Source organism: Paraburkholderia sp. RL17-373-BIF-A (assembly GCF_046030175.1).
Lineage (GTDB): Bacteria > Pseudomonadota > Gammaproteobacteria > Burkholderiales > Burkholderiaceae > Paraburkholderia.
In genome coordinates this window covers 138,046-153,097 of the sequence record NZ_JARESO010000012.1, presented here as the reverse complement: position 1 = coordinate 153,097, position 15,052 = coordinate 138,046, and the positions used below count along the sequence as shown (strand labels likewise).

General features: G+C 64.5%; 13 protein-coding genes and 1 riboswitch. Of the genes, 3 read left to right on the top strand and 10 right to left on the bottom strand.

Translation table 11 applies throughout. From position 1 onward, the window contains the following. Positions 1-145 precede the first annotated feature (145 nt). From metF to P0D80_RS17375, 4 genes are all read right to left on the bottom strand, one after another. Positions 146-976: a methylenetetrahydrofolate reductase [NAD(P)H] gene (gene metF / locus P0D80_RS17390; RefSeq protein ID WP_132376631.1), complete on the bottom strand. Its 831-nt coding sequence runs from the start codon at positions 974-976 to the stop codon at positions 146-148. An 11-nt stretch (positions 977-987) separates the two neighbouring features. Continuing rightward, positions 988-1,341, bottom strand: a complete 354-nt coding sequence (locus P0D80_RS17385; protein WP_132376630.1) for a phage holin family protein — start codon at positions 1,339-1,341, stop codon at positions 988-990. 140 nt (positions 1,342-1,481) lie between these two features. Then, positions 1,482-2,903, bottom strand: a complete 1,422-nt coding sequence (ahcY, locus tag P0D80_RS17380; RefSeq protein ID WP_132376629.1) for an adenosylhomocysteinase — start codon at positions 2,901-2,903, stop codon at positions 1,482-1,484. Between the two features lie 33 nt (positions 2,904-2,936). Next, a riboswitch (S-adenosyl-L-homocysteine riboswitch) is annotated at positions 2,937-3,073 on the bottom strand. A gap of 96 nt (positions 3,074-3,169) precedes the next feature. Then, positions 3,170-3,946: a glycosyltransferase family 2 protein gene (locus P0D80_RS17375; protein WP_408285646.1), complete on the bottom strand. Its 777-nt coding sequence runs from the start codon at positions 3,944-3,946 to the stop codon at positions 3,170-3,172. A gap of 259 nt (positions 3,947-4,205) precedes the next feature. Between P0D80_RS17375 and P0D80_RS17370 the strand changes: the two genes are divergently transcribed. Continuing rightward, positions 4,206-5,168: a LysR family transcriptional regulator gene (locus P0D80_RS17370; protein WP_408285644.1), complete on the top strand. Its 963-nt coding sequence runs from the start codon at positions 4,206-4,208 to the stop codon at positions 5,166-5,168. A gap of 65 nt (positions 5,169-5,233) precedes the next feature. On the opposite strand, the gene P0D80_RS17365 is transcribed toward P0D80_RS17370, so the two are convergent. Both P0D80_RS17365 and P0D80_RS17360 read right to left on the bottom strand, forming a co-directional pair. After that, positions 5,234-6,994 (bottom strand): OmpA family protein, encoded by a 1,761-nt coding sequence (locus tag P0D80_RS17365; RefSeq protein ID WP_408285642.1) that lies wholly within the window; start codon positions 6,992-6,994, stop codon positions 5,234-5,236. A gap of 172 nt (positions 6,995-7,166) precedes the next feature. Next, complete coding sequence (locus P0D80_RS17360) at positions 7,167-8,825, bottom strand: GMC family oxidoreductase (RefSeq protein ID WP_408285640.1); 1,659 nt, start codon at positions 8,823-8,825, stop codon at positions 7,167-7,169. 308 nt (positions 8,826-9,133) lie between these two features. Between P0D80_RS17360 and P0D80_RS17355 the strand changes: the two genes are divergently transcribed. Together P0D80_RS17355 and P0D80_RS17350 are read left to right on the top strand one after the other, a co-directional pair. After that, complete coding sequence (locus P0D80_RS17355) at positions 9,134-10,819, top strand: isovaleryl-CoA dehydrogenase (protein ID WP_408285637.1); 1,686 nt, start codon at positions 9,134-9,136, stop codon at positions 10,817-10,819. Between the two features lie 84 nt (positions 10,820-10,903). Next, on the top strand, positions 10,904-12,322 hold the full coding sequence (locus tag P0D80_RS17350; RefSeq protein WP_408285633.1) for a coniferyl aldehyde dehydrogenase: 1,419 nt from the start codon (positions 10,904-10,906) through the stop codon (positions 12,320-12,322). 3 nt (positions 12,323-12,325) lie between these two features. On the opposite strand, the gene P0D80_RS17345 is transcribed toward P0D80_RS17350, so the two are convergent. From P0D80_RS17345 to fliS, 4 genes are all read right to left on the bottom strand, one after another. Continuing rightward, positions 12,326-12,685 carry an EscU/YscU/HrcU family type III secretion system export apparatus switch protein gene (locus tag P0D80_RS17345; RefSeq protein WP_132376623.1) on the bottom strand — a complete coding sequence of 120 codons (360 nt, stop codon included), beginning with the start codon at positions 12,683-12,685 and terminating at the stop codon, positions 12,326-12,328. A gap of 1 nt (position 12,686) precedes the next feature. Next, positions 12,687-14,135, bottom strand: coding sequence for a flagellar hook-length control protein FliK (gene fliK, locus P0D80_RS17340; RefSeq protein WP_408285631.1), 1,449 nt, complete (start codon positions 14,133-14,135; stop codon positions 12,687-12,689). 90 nt (positions 14,136-14,225) lie between these two features. After that, a complete protein-coding gene (locus P0D80_RS17335) occupies positions 14,226-14,552 on the bottom strand; it encodes a flagellar protein FliT (RefSeq protein WP_132376621.1) in 327 nt (108 codons plus the stop codon). Beyond that, positions 14,549-14,983, bottom strand: a complete 435-nt coding sequence (gene fliS / locus P0D80_RS17330; RefSeq protein ID WP_132376620.1) for a flagellar export chaperone FliS — start codon at positions 14,981-14,983, stop codon at positions 14,549-14,551. Before fliS ends, P0D80_RS17335 begins: the two co-directional genes overlap by 4 nt. Between the last annotated feature and the right edge of the window lie 69 nt (positions 14,984-15,052).

The following is a 15,052-nucleotide window of genomic DNA, read 5'->3' as shown; positions in this document are numbered from 1 at the left end:
GCAGCAGCCGTTGCGACGATTGTGCCAGCGTCGGATTGGTCATTCCGGCTTCATTCGCCTGACAGTCGCATGGCATTTGCAGCGCGAAAAAAAACCGCACGGCTGCGTCAGCCGCGCGGTTTCGTCTCGACAACGTGATAGGAGCTTAAACGCCCAACCGTTCGCAGATCGCTTTGGTCGCTGCGGCGCCGTTCAGCGTGTAGAAGTGCAGACCCGGCACTTTGGCGTCAATCAGACGCCCGCACAGGTCGGTCACCACATCCAGCCCGAACGCGCGAATCGACTCGCGATCGTCGCCGAAGCTTTCCAGCCGGCGCGCGATCCAGCGTGGCACTTCAGCGCCGCACATCTCCGAGAAACGCATCAGTTGCGAGAAGTTCGTGATCGGCATGATGCCCGGCACGATCGGCACATCCACGCCGAGTTTTTTCGCGTCGTCGACGAAACGGAAGTACGCGTCCGCGTTGAAGAAGTACTGCGTGATCGCCGAATTGGCGCCGGACTTCACCTTGCGGGCGAAGTTTTCCAGATCGTGACGCGGCGAGCGCGACTGCGGGTGGTATTCCGGGTAGCCGGCCACCTCGATCCAGAACCAGTCGCCGAACTCGGCGCGGATGAAGCTCACCAGTTCCGACGCATAGCGCAGCTCGCCGACTTCGCCCATGCCGGACGGCAGATCGCCGCGCAGCGCGACGATATGGCGAATGCCATGCGCGCGGTATTCGTTGAGAATAGCGCGCAGGCTCTCTTTCGATGAGCCGATGCACGACACGTGCGGCGCCGCTTCGAGCCCTTCCTTCGCCATATCGACGACGGTATCGAGCGTGCCCTGTTGCGTCGAGCCGCCGGCGCCGAACGTGACGGACACGAACTTGGGCTTGAGCGTGGCGAGCTGGGCGCGTGTGGCGCGCAGCTTGTCGACGCCTTCCTGCGTTTTCGGCGGGAAGAATTCGAATGAAAGTTCGATCGGGTTCATGATTCAGTGGGTCAACCGAGACTGCGGTTGCCAAAAATAAGCGCGGACAGCAGCCACGAAACGATGCTGTACAGGATCGAGCCGAAGAACGCCGACCAGAAACCCGACACTTCAAAGCCCTTCAGCAGCGACGCGCACAGCCAGAAGCACAGCGCATTGACCACCAGAATGAAGAGTCCGAGCGTGAGAATCGTGACGGGCAGCGTCAGCAGAATCAGCAACGGCCGCAGGATCGTGTTGATCAACCCGAGCACCACCGCGACGATCAATGCGGTGCCGAAACTGCGGATATGAATCGACGGGACGAGGTAGGTGATGATCAGGAGCGCAAGCGCGTTGATCAGCCAGGTCAGCAGCACGGTCATGTAGAGCTCCTTTGGCAGGATGTCCGATAACGGGAAAAAGCGCGCAACAGAGAGCGGCAGGCGGGCATGGCGAACAAAGCGGCGCATGATGCGCCGCCCTGTCGTCAAACTGTCATGCTGTCAAACCGCCTGCGGCGCGCTTAATAGCGGTAGTGGTTCGGCTTGAACGGACCGTTCTTGTCGACGCCGATGTAGCCGGCCTGATCGTCCGACAGCACGGTCAGGTTCGCGCCGATGCGCGCGAGATGCAGGCGTGCGACCTTCTCGTCCAGATGCTTCGGCAACACGTACACCTTGTTCTCGTACTTCTTGCCTTGCGTGAACAGTTCGATCTGCGCGAGCGTCTGATTCGTGAACGAATTCGACATCACGAACGACGGGTGGCCCGTCGCGCAACCCAGGTTCACGAGGCGGCCTTCAGCCAGCAGGATCACGCGCTTGCCGTCCGGGAAAATGATGTGGTCGACTTGCGGCTTGATGTTGTCCCACTCGTACTGACGGGTCGATGCCACGTCGATTTCCGAGTCGAAGTGACCGATGTTGCAGACGATCGCGTTGTGACGCATCGCCTTCATGTGGTCGTGGCCGATCACGTGGTAGTTGCCGGTTGCCGTCACGAAGATGTCGGCCTTGTCCGCCGCGTATTCCATCGTCACGACACGGTAGCCTTCCATCGCCGCCTGCAGCGCGCAGATCGGATCGATTTCGGTAACCCACACCGTCGCGCCCAGACCGCGCAACGATTGCGCGCAGCCCTTGCCCACGTCGCCGTAACCGGCAACCACGGCGATCTTGCCCGCGATCATCACGTCGGTCGCGCGCTTGATACCGTCGACCAGCGACTCACGGCAGCCGTACAGGTTGTCGAACTTCGACTTGGTGACCGAGTCGTTGACGTTGATGGCCGGGAACGGCAGGCGGCCTTCTTTTTCCATCTGATACAGGCGGTGCACGCCGGTCGTGGTTTCTTCCGTCACGCCCTGGATGTGTGCGAGGCGCGTGGAGTACCACGTCGGGTCGGCGTCCAGATGACGCTCGATCGACTTGTACAGCGCGACTTCTTCCTCGTTGGTCGGCTTCGAGATCACCGAACGGTCTTTTTCAGCCTTCGAGCCGAGGATCAGCAGCAACGTGGCGTCGCCGCCGTCGTCGAGGATCATGTTGGCGAATTCGCCGTTCGGCCATTCGAAAATGCGGTGCGAGAATTCCCAGTACTCGTCGAGCGATTCGCCCTTGAACGCGAACACCGGTGTGCCGGCCTTGGCGATTGCCGCGGCGGCATGATCCTGAGTCGAGAAGATATTGCACGATGCCCAGCGCACGTCCGCGCCGAGCGCGGTCAGCGTCTCGATCAGCACGCCGGTTTGAATCGTCATGTGCAGCGAACCTGCGATGCGCGCGCCCTTCAGCGGCTGCTGCGCCTTGTACTCTTCGCGCGTCTGCACGAGACCGGGCATTTCCGTCTCGGCGATGTTGAGTTCCTTGCGGCCCCAGTCGGCAAGCGACATGTCGGCAACAACGAAATCCTGGGAATTTTTGGAATCGATAACTGCGGCGTTCATCACGCCCTCCTTTCTAAGAAATTGACTAGAAATTTGACGTGAGCGCGGTTCGATGCGGTGGATGGGAAAGCGCTATGCGCATCCGAGCCCTCCGATTGAAGTCTCCGAGCCTGGCGGGCAGCCGGCGAATAGCCTGATTCGCGGTACCCGTCGCAACGCTCCTCGGCGACGAACGGCGATTGTAGCAAATCGAGATGGCTTCGGGGCGCGCGCGTTTTCTTGGGTTTCGTGTGTGCGCAAAGCCGACGCGATGGTTGCCGCGTGACTTACGACGCGGCAGTCTCCGCCATCACGTTAGCCGCGCGCAATTGCGCGATGCCTGCGCGCGCGGTGTCGACGAACTGCCTGGAAACGCGGAACGCTTCAGCGACATCGGCTGGATCCGGAATCTGCAGTCCGAGTGCGATGCGGAAATAGCGTTCGGCGTGAATCCCCGCGTGGTAATGCATGCGCACGCGCTTCACGTCATTCAGCCGCGGGTTGCCGAATATATCGCGCAGCGCCCACGACAACGCGCCGTCTTCGCCGCCTATACGGCGAAACGCATCGTCCATTGGAAAGCCGCCGAGTGCGAGGCACACGGCGCGGCGAATGAACAGGCCGCTCGGCACCGTATTGCTGAGCGTCGCCGCGTGCGCGGCGAAGTCGGGATGGGCCGTGAGGTCGCGTGGAAAATCCGCGTACTCGACGTCGAGCCGCACGGACACGTCCTTTGGGTTTTGCGCGAGGAATGCACTCGCGGCGGAGAGTGCGCCGGGAAAATATTCGTCGTCCGCGTCGAGGAAGGCGATCAGGTCGTGCGACGCATGCATCGCGCCCCAGTTGCGCGCTCGCGCCGCGCCGCCGTTGTAAGGCATCCGTAGCAGACCCACGCGCGCGTCGACGCGGCCGATTTGGGCCACGATGTCCGCGGAGGCATCGGCCGAGCCGTCGTCCACCACGGTGATCTGTGCGGCTTCAGGCTGAATCCGGCAACTTTGCAAAGCACGCGCGAGCGTCGCCGCGCCGTTGTAGCAGGGAATGATGATCGAAATGGGCGTCATGATGAACGGGCGTGATGGCGGGTCGGCGGTGGAGATCCACAAATGTTATGCCGTTCGCGCGCCGTTCCATCTTGAAATGGGTGCGACGTCTTCTCCTCGGCGCAGAGCCTGACTTCGACCGAACACAACGACCGCGATTGTCGACCGCGACGCCGGCGCGCAACCATCCCGACCGCTCCGCACGACCTTTCTGCAATATAAACATATTGACTTACAATCACTGAGATCATTCCAATTTGGAATTCTGGAGCCTGAGATCGTGGAACTACGTGCGCTGCGGTATTTCGTCGAAGTGGTGCGTCAGCAAAGTTTCACCGTCGCCGCCGAGCAGATGTTCGTCACGCAGCCGACCATCAGCAAGATGGTCAAGTCGCTGGAGGATGAAATCGGCTCCCCGCTTTTGCTGCGCGACGGGCGCCAGATGGTGCTGACCGATGCCGGCCGGATCGTCTACCAGCGCGGTCAGGACGTGCTGGCGGCGCACGCGCAGTTGCAGGCTGAACTGAACGATCTCGACACGCTCGGCCGCGGTCAACTCACCATCGGCATTCCGCCGATGGGCGGCTCGCTCTTCACGCCGGCCATCGCCGCGTTTCGCCAGCGTTATCCGAAAATCGAACTGAAGCTGTTCGAGCAGGGTTCACGCGCCATCGAGACCGCGCTGATCAACGGTGAACTGGACTTAGGCGGCGTGTTGCAACCGGTCGACCCGGAAAATATCGACGTGCTGCCCATGACGCGCCAACTGCTATGGCTGGTCGCGCGCACCGGCTCTAGCTGGGACGATCTGCACGAGGTGCCGCTCGCGCAACTCGCCGACGAGCCGTTCGTGTTTTACGGCGAAAGTCTCGCTCTCAATGATGTCGTGCTGAACGCGTGCCGTACCGCCGGCTTTGCGCCGACCATCGTCGGACGCAGTGGGCATTGGGATTTCATGGCGGCGCTGGTGCTTGCCGGTGTCGGCATCGCGCTGTTGCCGGCGCCGTATTGCCGGCGTCTCGACCCCGCGCAGTTCACCTGCCGGCCGGTGGTGGAACCGGAAATTCCGTGGGAAATGGCAATCGGCTGGCGCCGCAATGGTTATCTGTCGCACGCCGCGCGCGCGTGGCTCGAGGTCGCCCGTGAGGCGTTGCCCGGTCAGGCCGGCGACGATTTCATGCTTGGGCCGGGCATCGGCGTGACCGGCATCACGACGCCGTTTCCGACACCGCCCGCCAAATGACACGACGATGCCGCCCGACGTGAACCGGGCGGCATGTCTCGCATGCTTGGTCCTGGCCGTGCTTACTATTGCGCAACGAACTCGATGCGGCGGTTGGCGAAGCGGCCGCTCGCCGTGTCGTTGCTCGCGACCGGACGCGCTTGACCGTAGCCTTGCGCCATCAGCGATTTAGCCGGCACGCCCGTCTTGACGAGATAGGCGCGCACCGCTTCCGCACGTTGCTTCGACAATTGCAGATTCGCCTGTTCGCCGCCGACGTTGTCCGAGTAGCCCGCCACTTCCAGCCGTGCTGTCTTGCCGTTGCGCGCGCAGGCGTTCAGCACGCGCGCCGACTGGTTCAGATCTTCCACCGCCGAAGCAGGCACATGCGCGCTGGCGCTCGCGAAGTTGATCACCTGCAGGTTCAGCACCTTGACCACGTCTGCTGTGACGCACGGACTATCCGGCGTGAGCAGGCTCTTGATCGCGCCGCGGAAGTTCTCGTTGGCATCGGCGACGGCGTGCGCGAGGTCGAACGAACCGATCTGATACGACGTGCCGAGCAGCGACTTCAGTTCGTCGAGCAAGCCGAGCTTCTTGTCCGCTGCGGTGCCGCTCAGTTCGATCTGCGTGCCAAGCACTTTCACTTCCGCGCCGGGCAGCGACAGCAGCGGCAACAGGCCGTCGAAATGGACCAGCCAGTCGGCCGGCTTAGTGGCCGGATCGACCGTGATGTTCGGGACGAAATTGTATTGACCGAGGCGCTTGGTCAACTCATCCATGAATTGGGTCTTTTCGGCTTCGCTGCCGACGGTGGCCGTGAGCGTCGGTTTGCCGGCGACGTCGACGGTGAAACTGAGCTGGCTGTCCTGGGTCGGCGCGGGTGCGGCGGCTGGTTGGTGCGCGTCGCTTGCGCCGCTCGCTGAACTCGCGGGCATCAATGCGCTGGCTGCCGACGCCAGCACCGCCGCATCGCTGGCGGCTAGCACGGCACCTGAAGCCTGAACCGGCGCCGATGCCGCCGGTATGGTGATCGCCGCTTCGGAACCGCCGCGCCCGTCGGCGCGGCCGACGCTCTGCTGGCTTTGGCAGCCGCGCAGAAACAGAAAGGCCAGCACCGCCGCGACGACCGCGAGCAGCCACCACAGCCACGTGTGCGAATGGCGTTCTTCGCGCACCACAGCGTCCACAGGCACGTGGACGTTCGACAACGCGTCGGCCACCGGCTTGGCCGCGGGCGTCGGATGATCGATATGCGACGAAACGGCCTTCAACTGCGCCAGAATGTTGCCGACAAACGCGCCAAGGCCGCTCAGGCCGAGCGTGGCCATCAACCGGTCGTTCAGATAAGGCGCAATGACCGGCAGTTGATGACCGAGCAGCGTGGGCAATTGCCCGGCATTGCCCTGACCTTCAAGACAATGCCGCTTCAGCAAGCCAAGCAGGGTTGCACCGACGATGCCCGTCATGGCATGCGTGGCGTGCGCCGGCACCCCGGTTTGCGAGGCGACCTCATCGCTCAGCGCGTCGACGGGGCGGTCCAGCGCCCGTTCGAGCAATTGCCGCCCGGCCATTTCCAGTTGGCTCACGCCGTTCGTGCTGCCAACCAGATGCGGCAACTGTTCGGCGATATGGCCGTTCACCTCCGGCGAGAGAATCGTAGCGAAAAGCGAACGCGCGCCGTCAAGCGTCGCGCCCTTTTGCATCAGGCCCGCGATGAGCGACGGCGCCGTGGTGGCCAGCACCTTTTGAGTCGCGTCCGGCGGCAGCCCGAAGCGCCCCGCTAGCTGCCGTACGACACCGTCCGTCATGGCGGACTGAATCAATTGAATTGCGTTGATGCTCATCGCTTCGCTTCCTGGAGTTCCCGAACGCGCCACCTGACACGCTGCTTTTTGCGGCGCGATTATAGGTTTCGGGAAATCTCATAAACGAAACGGCACAATTTATGACGAATTGGCAGACGTTCACCCAATTTGTCTCATATTTAGCAGCATGAAATGAAACGTCGCCGAAAGCTCAGGCGGTATTCGTCGCCACGCCAGCTCTGCCGAGCGACGCCATCTTCAGGTCCGCTTGCGACTCGCGACGCGCCGCCGCGATCAGATCGGCCGCGCGTTCACCGATCATCACCGTCGGCGAATTGGTATTGCCGCCGATCAGTGTGGGCATCACCGAGGCATCGACGATCCGCAGCCCCGTGACGCCTCGCACCCGCAATTGCGGATCCACCACCGAGCGCGCGTCGCCGCCCATCCGGCACGTCGCCACCGGGTGATAGATCGTGTCGGCATGCTCGGCGATCGTGCGGCGCAACTCGGCGTCCGACTGGCCGGGATGCGTGTACAACTCGCTGCCGCCATGCAGCGCGAGCGACGGCGCATCGAGAATGCGCCGCGCCATCCGCGCGCCGTCCATCAGCAAATCGAGATCGCGCGGATCGCTGAAAAAGCGTGGGTCGATCACCGGCGCGGTGCGCGCATCGGCGCTTGCCAGCGTCACCGTACCGCGGCTATGCGGCCGCAATACGCACACGTGCAGCGAATAACCGTGGCCCCAATGCATGTGACGGTTGTGATCGTCGACGATGGCCGCACAGAAATGCAGTTGCACATCCGGCCGGTCGAGCGTCGGATTGCTCTTCAGAAAGCCGCCCGCCTCGGCGACATTGCTCGACAGCATGCCGCGCCCGTGGCGCATGAAAGTGACGAACTGCGGCAGCATCCGCGCGATGCCGCGAATCGAAAACCCGGTCGGTTCGATCGACGAAACCTGTTTGTTGATGGTGAAATCTATGTGGTCGGTCAGGTTCTGGCCCACCTCCGGCGCGTCGTGCAGCACGGCAATGCCGAGCGATTGCAGATGCGCCGCCGGTCCGATGCCCGAACACATCAGCAGTTGCGGCGAATTGAACGCGCCCGCGGCGAGCACCACCTCCGCGCGTGCTTCGAGCGTTTGCGTGCGGCCGCCGCGCACGATCTCCACGCCGCTCGCGCGCTTGCCGTTGAAGGCCACGCGCAGCACCGTCGCGTCGGCAATCGTGTGCAGGTTGGGACGCTCGCGGTCGTAGATATAGGCGCGCGCCACGCTACAACGGCGTCCGTCGCGCTGCGTCACCTGGTAGAAGCCGATCCCTTCCTGATCCTCGCCGTTGAAGTCGCTATTCGGTTTGTATCCGGCTTCCATTGCCGCCTGCACGAAACGGCGCGAAAACGGATTCTGATAACGCAGATCGGAGACGGTGAGCGGGCCGCTGTCGCCATGCCATGCGTCGGCGCCGCGCTGGTTGCCTTCGGCGCGGCGGAAATACGGCAGCACTTCCGCCCATGACCAGCCTTCGCAACCCAGTTTCGCCCATTCGTCGTAATCGAGCGGATGGCCGCGCGTATAGATCATCGCGTTGATCGCGCTCGATCCGCCGAAGCCGCGCCCGCGCGGCTGATACCCCTGCCGTCCGCCGAGCCCCGGCTGGGGCGTGGTCAGATAACCGTAGTTGGTCTTGAGTTTGTGCGGCACCACGGCCGCCACGCCGACCGGCATGTTGACGAACAGATTGCGGTCCGTGTGCGGGCCGGCTTCGATCAGAGCGATCGTCGCGTCCGGGCAGCTGTCCGCGAGACGGCTCGCCAGCGCGCAACCGCCCGAACCTGCACCGACGATGATGTAGTCGTATTGCATCCGCTCCTCCTGATGGGCGCGCGTTGCTCGCGAACCCTGTCACGTGCACACTTGTCTACGTGCGCTTTACCGGCATTGTAGGGAGCGTTCGGATAGCGCGGCGGGTTCGCGTCAGAGCGATTCCTCTAAACGGAAGCGGCGCCGCGACTCTATGATGAAAGACGCGCTTGCGCCCGCCGGGCGGCCGCGCACGGCATTCAAACACGGCGTCGTACGCGCCGTCCTCTCGGCCCGCGGCACGACACGCGGCGATCAAACAGCGCACTGCCGACCGACGCCGGCGAGCATGCGTTGAACGGAGACAGCAGATGGAACGGCACAGCTTCGGCCAGACTCACGAGGTGACCAATCAGGTTCCACCGCTGGCGGACTACAACCTGTTTTCCAGCGACGCCGCGTTGTCGGCCGCCCTCGAACGCGACGGCGCCGGGTGGCATCGCGGCGCGTTGCTGCAGCACGGCGCGGCGCTCACCACGCCGGACACGCTGGCGCTCGCCGAACTCGCCAACCGCCATTCGCCTGAATTATTCACGCACAGTCCACGTGGCGAGCGCATCGACGCGCTGGAGTTTCATCCTTCGTGGCACACGCTGCTTTCGCTCCTGCGCCGCGAAGGTCTGCACGCGCTGCCGTTTTCCGATCCGCAACGCGGCGCAATGGTTGCACGCTGCGCCGGCTACTTCCTGCATGCGCAAATCGAATCCGGTTCGCTCTGCCCGCTGACGATGACCTTCGCGAGCATCCCCGTGTTGCAACGCGAACCCGCGCTATTCGCCACGTTGCGCGACAAGCTCTACGCGCGCGAGCACGATCCGCGCGACGTGCCGCTCAAGCTGAAAACCTCCGCGATGATCGGCATGGGTATGACCGAAAAACAGGGCGGCTCGGACGTGCGCAGCAATCAGACCCGCGCCTATTCCACCGCCGGCAGCGGCCGCGGCGCCGCCTACCGGCTCGTCGGCCACAAGTGGTTTTTCTCCGCGCCGCAGTGCGACGCGCATCTCGTGCTCGGCCGCACCGACGAACACGAAGGCCTCTCGTGCTTCTACGCGCCGCGCTTCGCGCCGGACGGCCGCAAGAACAACGTGCAGATCCAGCGCCTGAAAGACAAGCTCGGCAACCGCTCGAATGCGAGCAGCGAAGTCGAATTCCTCGACGCGTTCGGCATCATGATCGGCGACGAAGGACGCGGCGTGCCGACCATCATCGAAATGGCGAATTACACGCGGCTCGATTGCGTGATCGGCAGCGCGGCCTTGATGCGGGCGGCGCTCGTGCAGGCCATCCACCACGCGCGCCATCGCAGCGCGTTCGGCCGGCATCTCGCCGATCAGCCGCTGATGCGCAACGTGCTCGCCGACCTGGCTTTGGAATCGGAAGCGGCGACGGTGCTGTTCATGCGTCTCGCGCGCGCTTTCGAAGAGTCCACCGACGCCGCCTCCACCTCGCTTGCCGAGCGCGCGTGGCGCCGCATCGTCACGCCCGCGGCGAAATACTGGGTCTGCAAGCGCGCGCTGGAATTCACCGGCGAAGCGATGGAAGTCTGGGGTGGCAACGGCTATGTCGAAACCGGTCCGATGGCGCGCTTCTATCGTGAAGCGCCGGTGAATTCGATCTGGGAAGGCTCCGGCAACGTGATGTGCCTCGACGTGCTGCGCGCGATGGAGCGCGAACCGGAAGCGGCGCAGGCGTTGTTCGCCGCATGGCAAGCGGACGCGCAAGCGCATCCGGCGTTGAGCGCCGCGCTCGGCAAACTCGCCGCAACGCTCAACGGACCGGCCGAGCACCGCGAAGCCTCGGCGCGGCGGATCGCGCAGCAGGTCGTGCTGATCGCGCAGGCGACCTTGCTTCTCAAACATGCGCCTGGCGAAGTCGCAGAAGCATTCATTGCCACGCGTCTTGCCGACGGCTGCGGTGAGAGCGGCCGTGTGTACGGCACGCTGCCGGCCACGTTCGATCACGCGGCGATCATCGAACGGGCTTTTCCCGCCTGACGTTCGGCACGCCGCGAAGCAGCACGAGCACATCCAATAAAAGCGCGACTCGACGCGCAACGATATCCGTCAGGGAGTGGACACATGAAGAACGATCTACCAGAGGTCGTCGCGCTCGAAGCGCTGCTGCGCGATCAGCGCCACGCTTATCTGCGTACGCCGTATCCGTCGTGGGAGACACGCGCCGCGCATCTGAAAGCGCTGCGCAAAGTCATGCTCGACAATCGCGACGCGCTCGCCGACGCGATGAACCTCGACTTCGGCAATCGCGCGAAACAGGAAGTGCTGCTCGCCGAATTCCTGCTGGTGAAAGAAGAGATCAACGGCGCGCTGAGACACGGCAAGCGCTGGATGAAACCGCAGCGCCGCAGCACCAACAAATGGCTGCTGCCGGCGCGCGCGAAGGTCGTGCCGCAGCCGCTCGGTGTGGTCGGCATCATCGTGCCGTGGAATTATCCGGTGTTGCTCGCCGTCGGGCCGCTCATCAGCGCGTTGACCGCCGGCAATCGCGCGATCATCAAAATGTCCGAACTGACGCCACGCACCTCGGCGCTGTTCGAGCAGTTGATCGGACAAACCTTCGCGCGCGATCACGTCGCGGTCGTGAACGGCGACGCCGCGCTCGCCGCCGCGTTCAGCGCGCAGCCCTTCGACCACTTACTGTTCACCGGCTCGACCAAGGTCGGCCACGAAGTGATGCGCGCCGCCGCCGAGCATCTGACGCCGGTCACGCTCGAACTGGGCGGCAAGTCGCCGGCCATCATCGGCGCGCACGCGCGCTTCGACAACGCGGTGGACAACCTCATCGCCGGCAAGACACTCAACGCGGGACAAACCTGCGTCGCGCCGGATTACGTACTGGTGCCGCGCGGCAAGGAGCAGGCGTTCATCGAACGGGCGCGTGCGCGGATGACAAAGATGTACCCGAACTTCGGCAACAATCCGGACTACACCTCGATCATTTCAGAGCGCCATTTCGCGCGCCTCGAACGTCTTGCCGACGAAGCTCACGCCGTCGGGGCGCAACTGCACGCGCTCACGGACAGTTCACCCGATGCAACAAGCCGCCGCTTCCCGCTGATCGCCGTCACCCACGCGCCCGACGAATGCGCGCTGATGCAGGAGGAAATCTTCGGGCCGCTGCTGCCGGTCGTGCCCTACGACACGCTCGATGACGCGATCGCCTGGATCAACGCCCGGCCGCGCCCGCTCGCGCTGTATCTTTACGCCGACGACGCCGCCACGATCGACCGCGTGACGCACGAAACCATCGCCGGCGGCATGGCGATCAACGAAACGCTGATGCATCTGGCGTGCGAGAGCCTGCCGTTCGGCGGCGTCGGCGCGAGTGGAATGGGCGCGTATCACGGCTACGAAGGCTTCGTGACTTTCTCGAAGATGAAGCCGGTGCTGACGCAAGCGCGCCTGAACGCCCGCGGCTGGATTTCGCCACCGTACGTCAAACGGGTGAACGCGCTGCTGAAACTGATGATGCGGTTCTAACGTTCAGCGCGCCGCCGGGCCGCCTTCGATTTCGGTGGCCTCCACGTCGATGACGTCTTGCGCGTCGACACTCGCGGCTTGCGGCGGCTCGTTCTCCGCGCCGCTCTCCAGCCGATGCAGCCACGCGAGCATTTCCGCCACCGCCTGATAGAGCTGGGGCGGAATCCGCGCGTCGAGATCCACCTGCATCAGCAGGGAAACCATTTCGGGCGCCTCGTGCACGTATAGGCCGGCTTCCTTGGCCCGTTGCACGATCATCTCGGCCAGCATGCCGTAGCCTTTGGCGATCACGCGCGGCGCGGGATCGCCGCCTTGGGCGTCGTAGACGAGCGCGGCCGCGCTGCGGCGATGTTTGCGACTCATCTCACATGTCCCAATCAAAATCGTCGAGCGGCGCGGGTTCCGTGCGGCTGGTTCGCGCCGTGCGGCGCACGCCCGTGGTTCGGTTCGCTGCCGAACCGGCCGCACCGCCCGCCTCTGTCGAACTACCCGCCGAAGCCGACCGCGCATACGCCGACGCTGCCGCCTGAGCGGCCGCCGCACCCGCTGCATTCGCGGCGCTGGCGGGCGCGCCGCCGCCGATCTCGCGAATCGTCAACCCATTCAATTGGATGCCCGCCGCCGCGAGCCGCTGACGGAAACTTTCGCCCTGCATCGCAAGGCGCGCGGCGCCGTTGGGACTCGCCTGCACGCGCGCGACGAGCCGCGTGCCGGTCAGTGTCAGTTCCGCGTCGACGGTGCCGAGCGTCGGCAGCGACAGCGTCAGGCGGGTGCGCCACGGCTGGTCGTCTTCGCTCGCCGAGCCGCCGCCGCTGCGGTCCCATTCGTCGCCGTCCTGTTCGATGGTCCAGTCGAGTTTGGCGCCCGGCCACGCTTCGCCGGTCCAGCGAAACTGGCCGGTCGCGAGCAGATCGAGCTGCTGGCGCACCAACGGCACGGTCGCGGGATGAACCGCGGCGGCCATCGACTGCGAATTCTGCGAGGCGCCGCCGTCGACGGTTTGTGCCGCCGCGCTATGCAGGCTCGCACGCGTGGGTTGGCCGTTCAGGTCGGACAGGGAACTGGCCAGCACCTCGCCGGCCACGAAACGCGCGGCTTGCGCGTTAGGAATCGAGGGCGCCCCGCGAGCGGCGGCGCCGGCGTCCGGCGCGCCGCTGTTCGATGAACCATTCGGCGCCGCACCCGTGCCTTGGCGGGCGGACGGATTGGCGGGGGCCGCTTCGCCGCCGTCGTTCGCCCAGTCGAGCGGCAGTTGGGCGGCAGCGGCCACGAGTTTGTTTTGCGCTTCGCCCGCGAGCGAAGCGGGCGAACGCTGGCCCGCCAGCCATTGCGCGAGATGCGCTTCGTAGAAGAGACCACTGTCGCCGACGGTCTGTTCGAGCGCGGCCGCGAGCGCCGCGACCGGCACTTGGGCCGCCGCCACATTGGCGGTGGCCGCGGTTCCAGCGGCATTGGGATTGGTGGCGGGAGCAGCGGAACCCGTCGCAGCCGCGGACGTATCGAACAACGGCAACGCACCGACTTCGACGTCGAGCGCCGGCGCGGCCGGCCAGATTGGCGTCTGGCCGATCACGGCGGGCGTCGCCTCGCCGCCCGAGCGCACGATCGCATTGAGCGTCAGCGCGACAGCGGACAGCGCGGTCTGGGCGGAAGGCTGCGGCGCGGGCGTCTCAATGAGCGCCGGCATGGTCGGCGCGGTTTCGACGCCCGCCGTGCCGGCCTGCGAAGCGGCCGCACTGCCTGGCGCGATGTTGAGCAGACTGTCGATCCGGCTCGCGAGCACCGAAGCGACAGCCGTGTCGATTCCGTTCATGCCGATTCCTTGGTCACATTGGCGGCGTCGCGCTCAAATAAAGTCAGTCGGCCGGATGGATAGAGGCGCCGCCGGCGCGCGCGGCAAATCTCAGCGCGCCCCGTACAGCTCCTTGAGCACGCGTGTCGGCCGTCCGGCGAACAGCGCGGACAGATTGGCCATGCGCGGATTCGCCAGATCGCGGATCGCAGCGTCGTCGGCGAGAATCTGGCGGATCAGCGCGTATTTGCGCAGACGCTCCGATTCGTCGAGCTTCACCCCTGTTTCGGCGTCTTTCAACCCGTCCACCAGATGGCGGTATTCGTCTTGCAAGTGGACCAGATCGTTCCACAGTGCGCGCCGGGCAGCCATCAGCATGCGGCAGGAAATCGCTGCAATCGCCTCATAACGGGCGAAGTATTCTGCGTTCGATGTCATCTCATGCTTTCCGCGGCGGGCTGGGCTGCCATCCGCGCGATCTCCGGGGCAATCCCGATCCATGCCTCTTCGAGTGTGGCCAGAAGACCATCCACCTCGACCAGCATCGCCTCGCTTTGTTTTATGTTGGCTTCGAGCAACCGGCGCGACATATAGCTATATAGCGCGTTCAACCGCTCCGCAATCTCACCGCCCGCCTCGAGGTTGAGCGACTGCTGCAGCCCGCTTTCGACGATCTGAATCGCCTTGCCGATCGCATCTCCGCGCGCCGGCACATTGCCCTGCTGCAGGTGCATGCGCGCTTGCGCGATCGCCTGCCGGGCGCCCTGATACAACATCACGATCAGACGATGCGGACTCGCGCCCATCACCCCTGTCTCGACGCCGACGCGTGCGTACGCATTGGCTCCAGAGTGTCCTGGGGAAAACATCGGCGCTCCTCCTCTCTTGCACTGCGGTTGGTCATGGCACCCCATCCGGGCACGTTGCCGCGCCCCGAT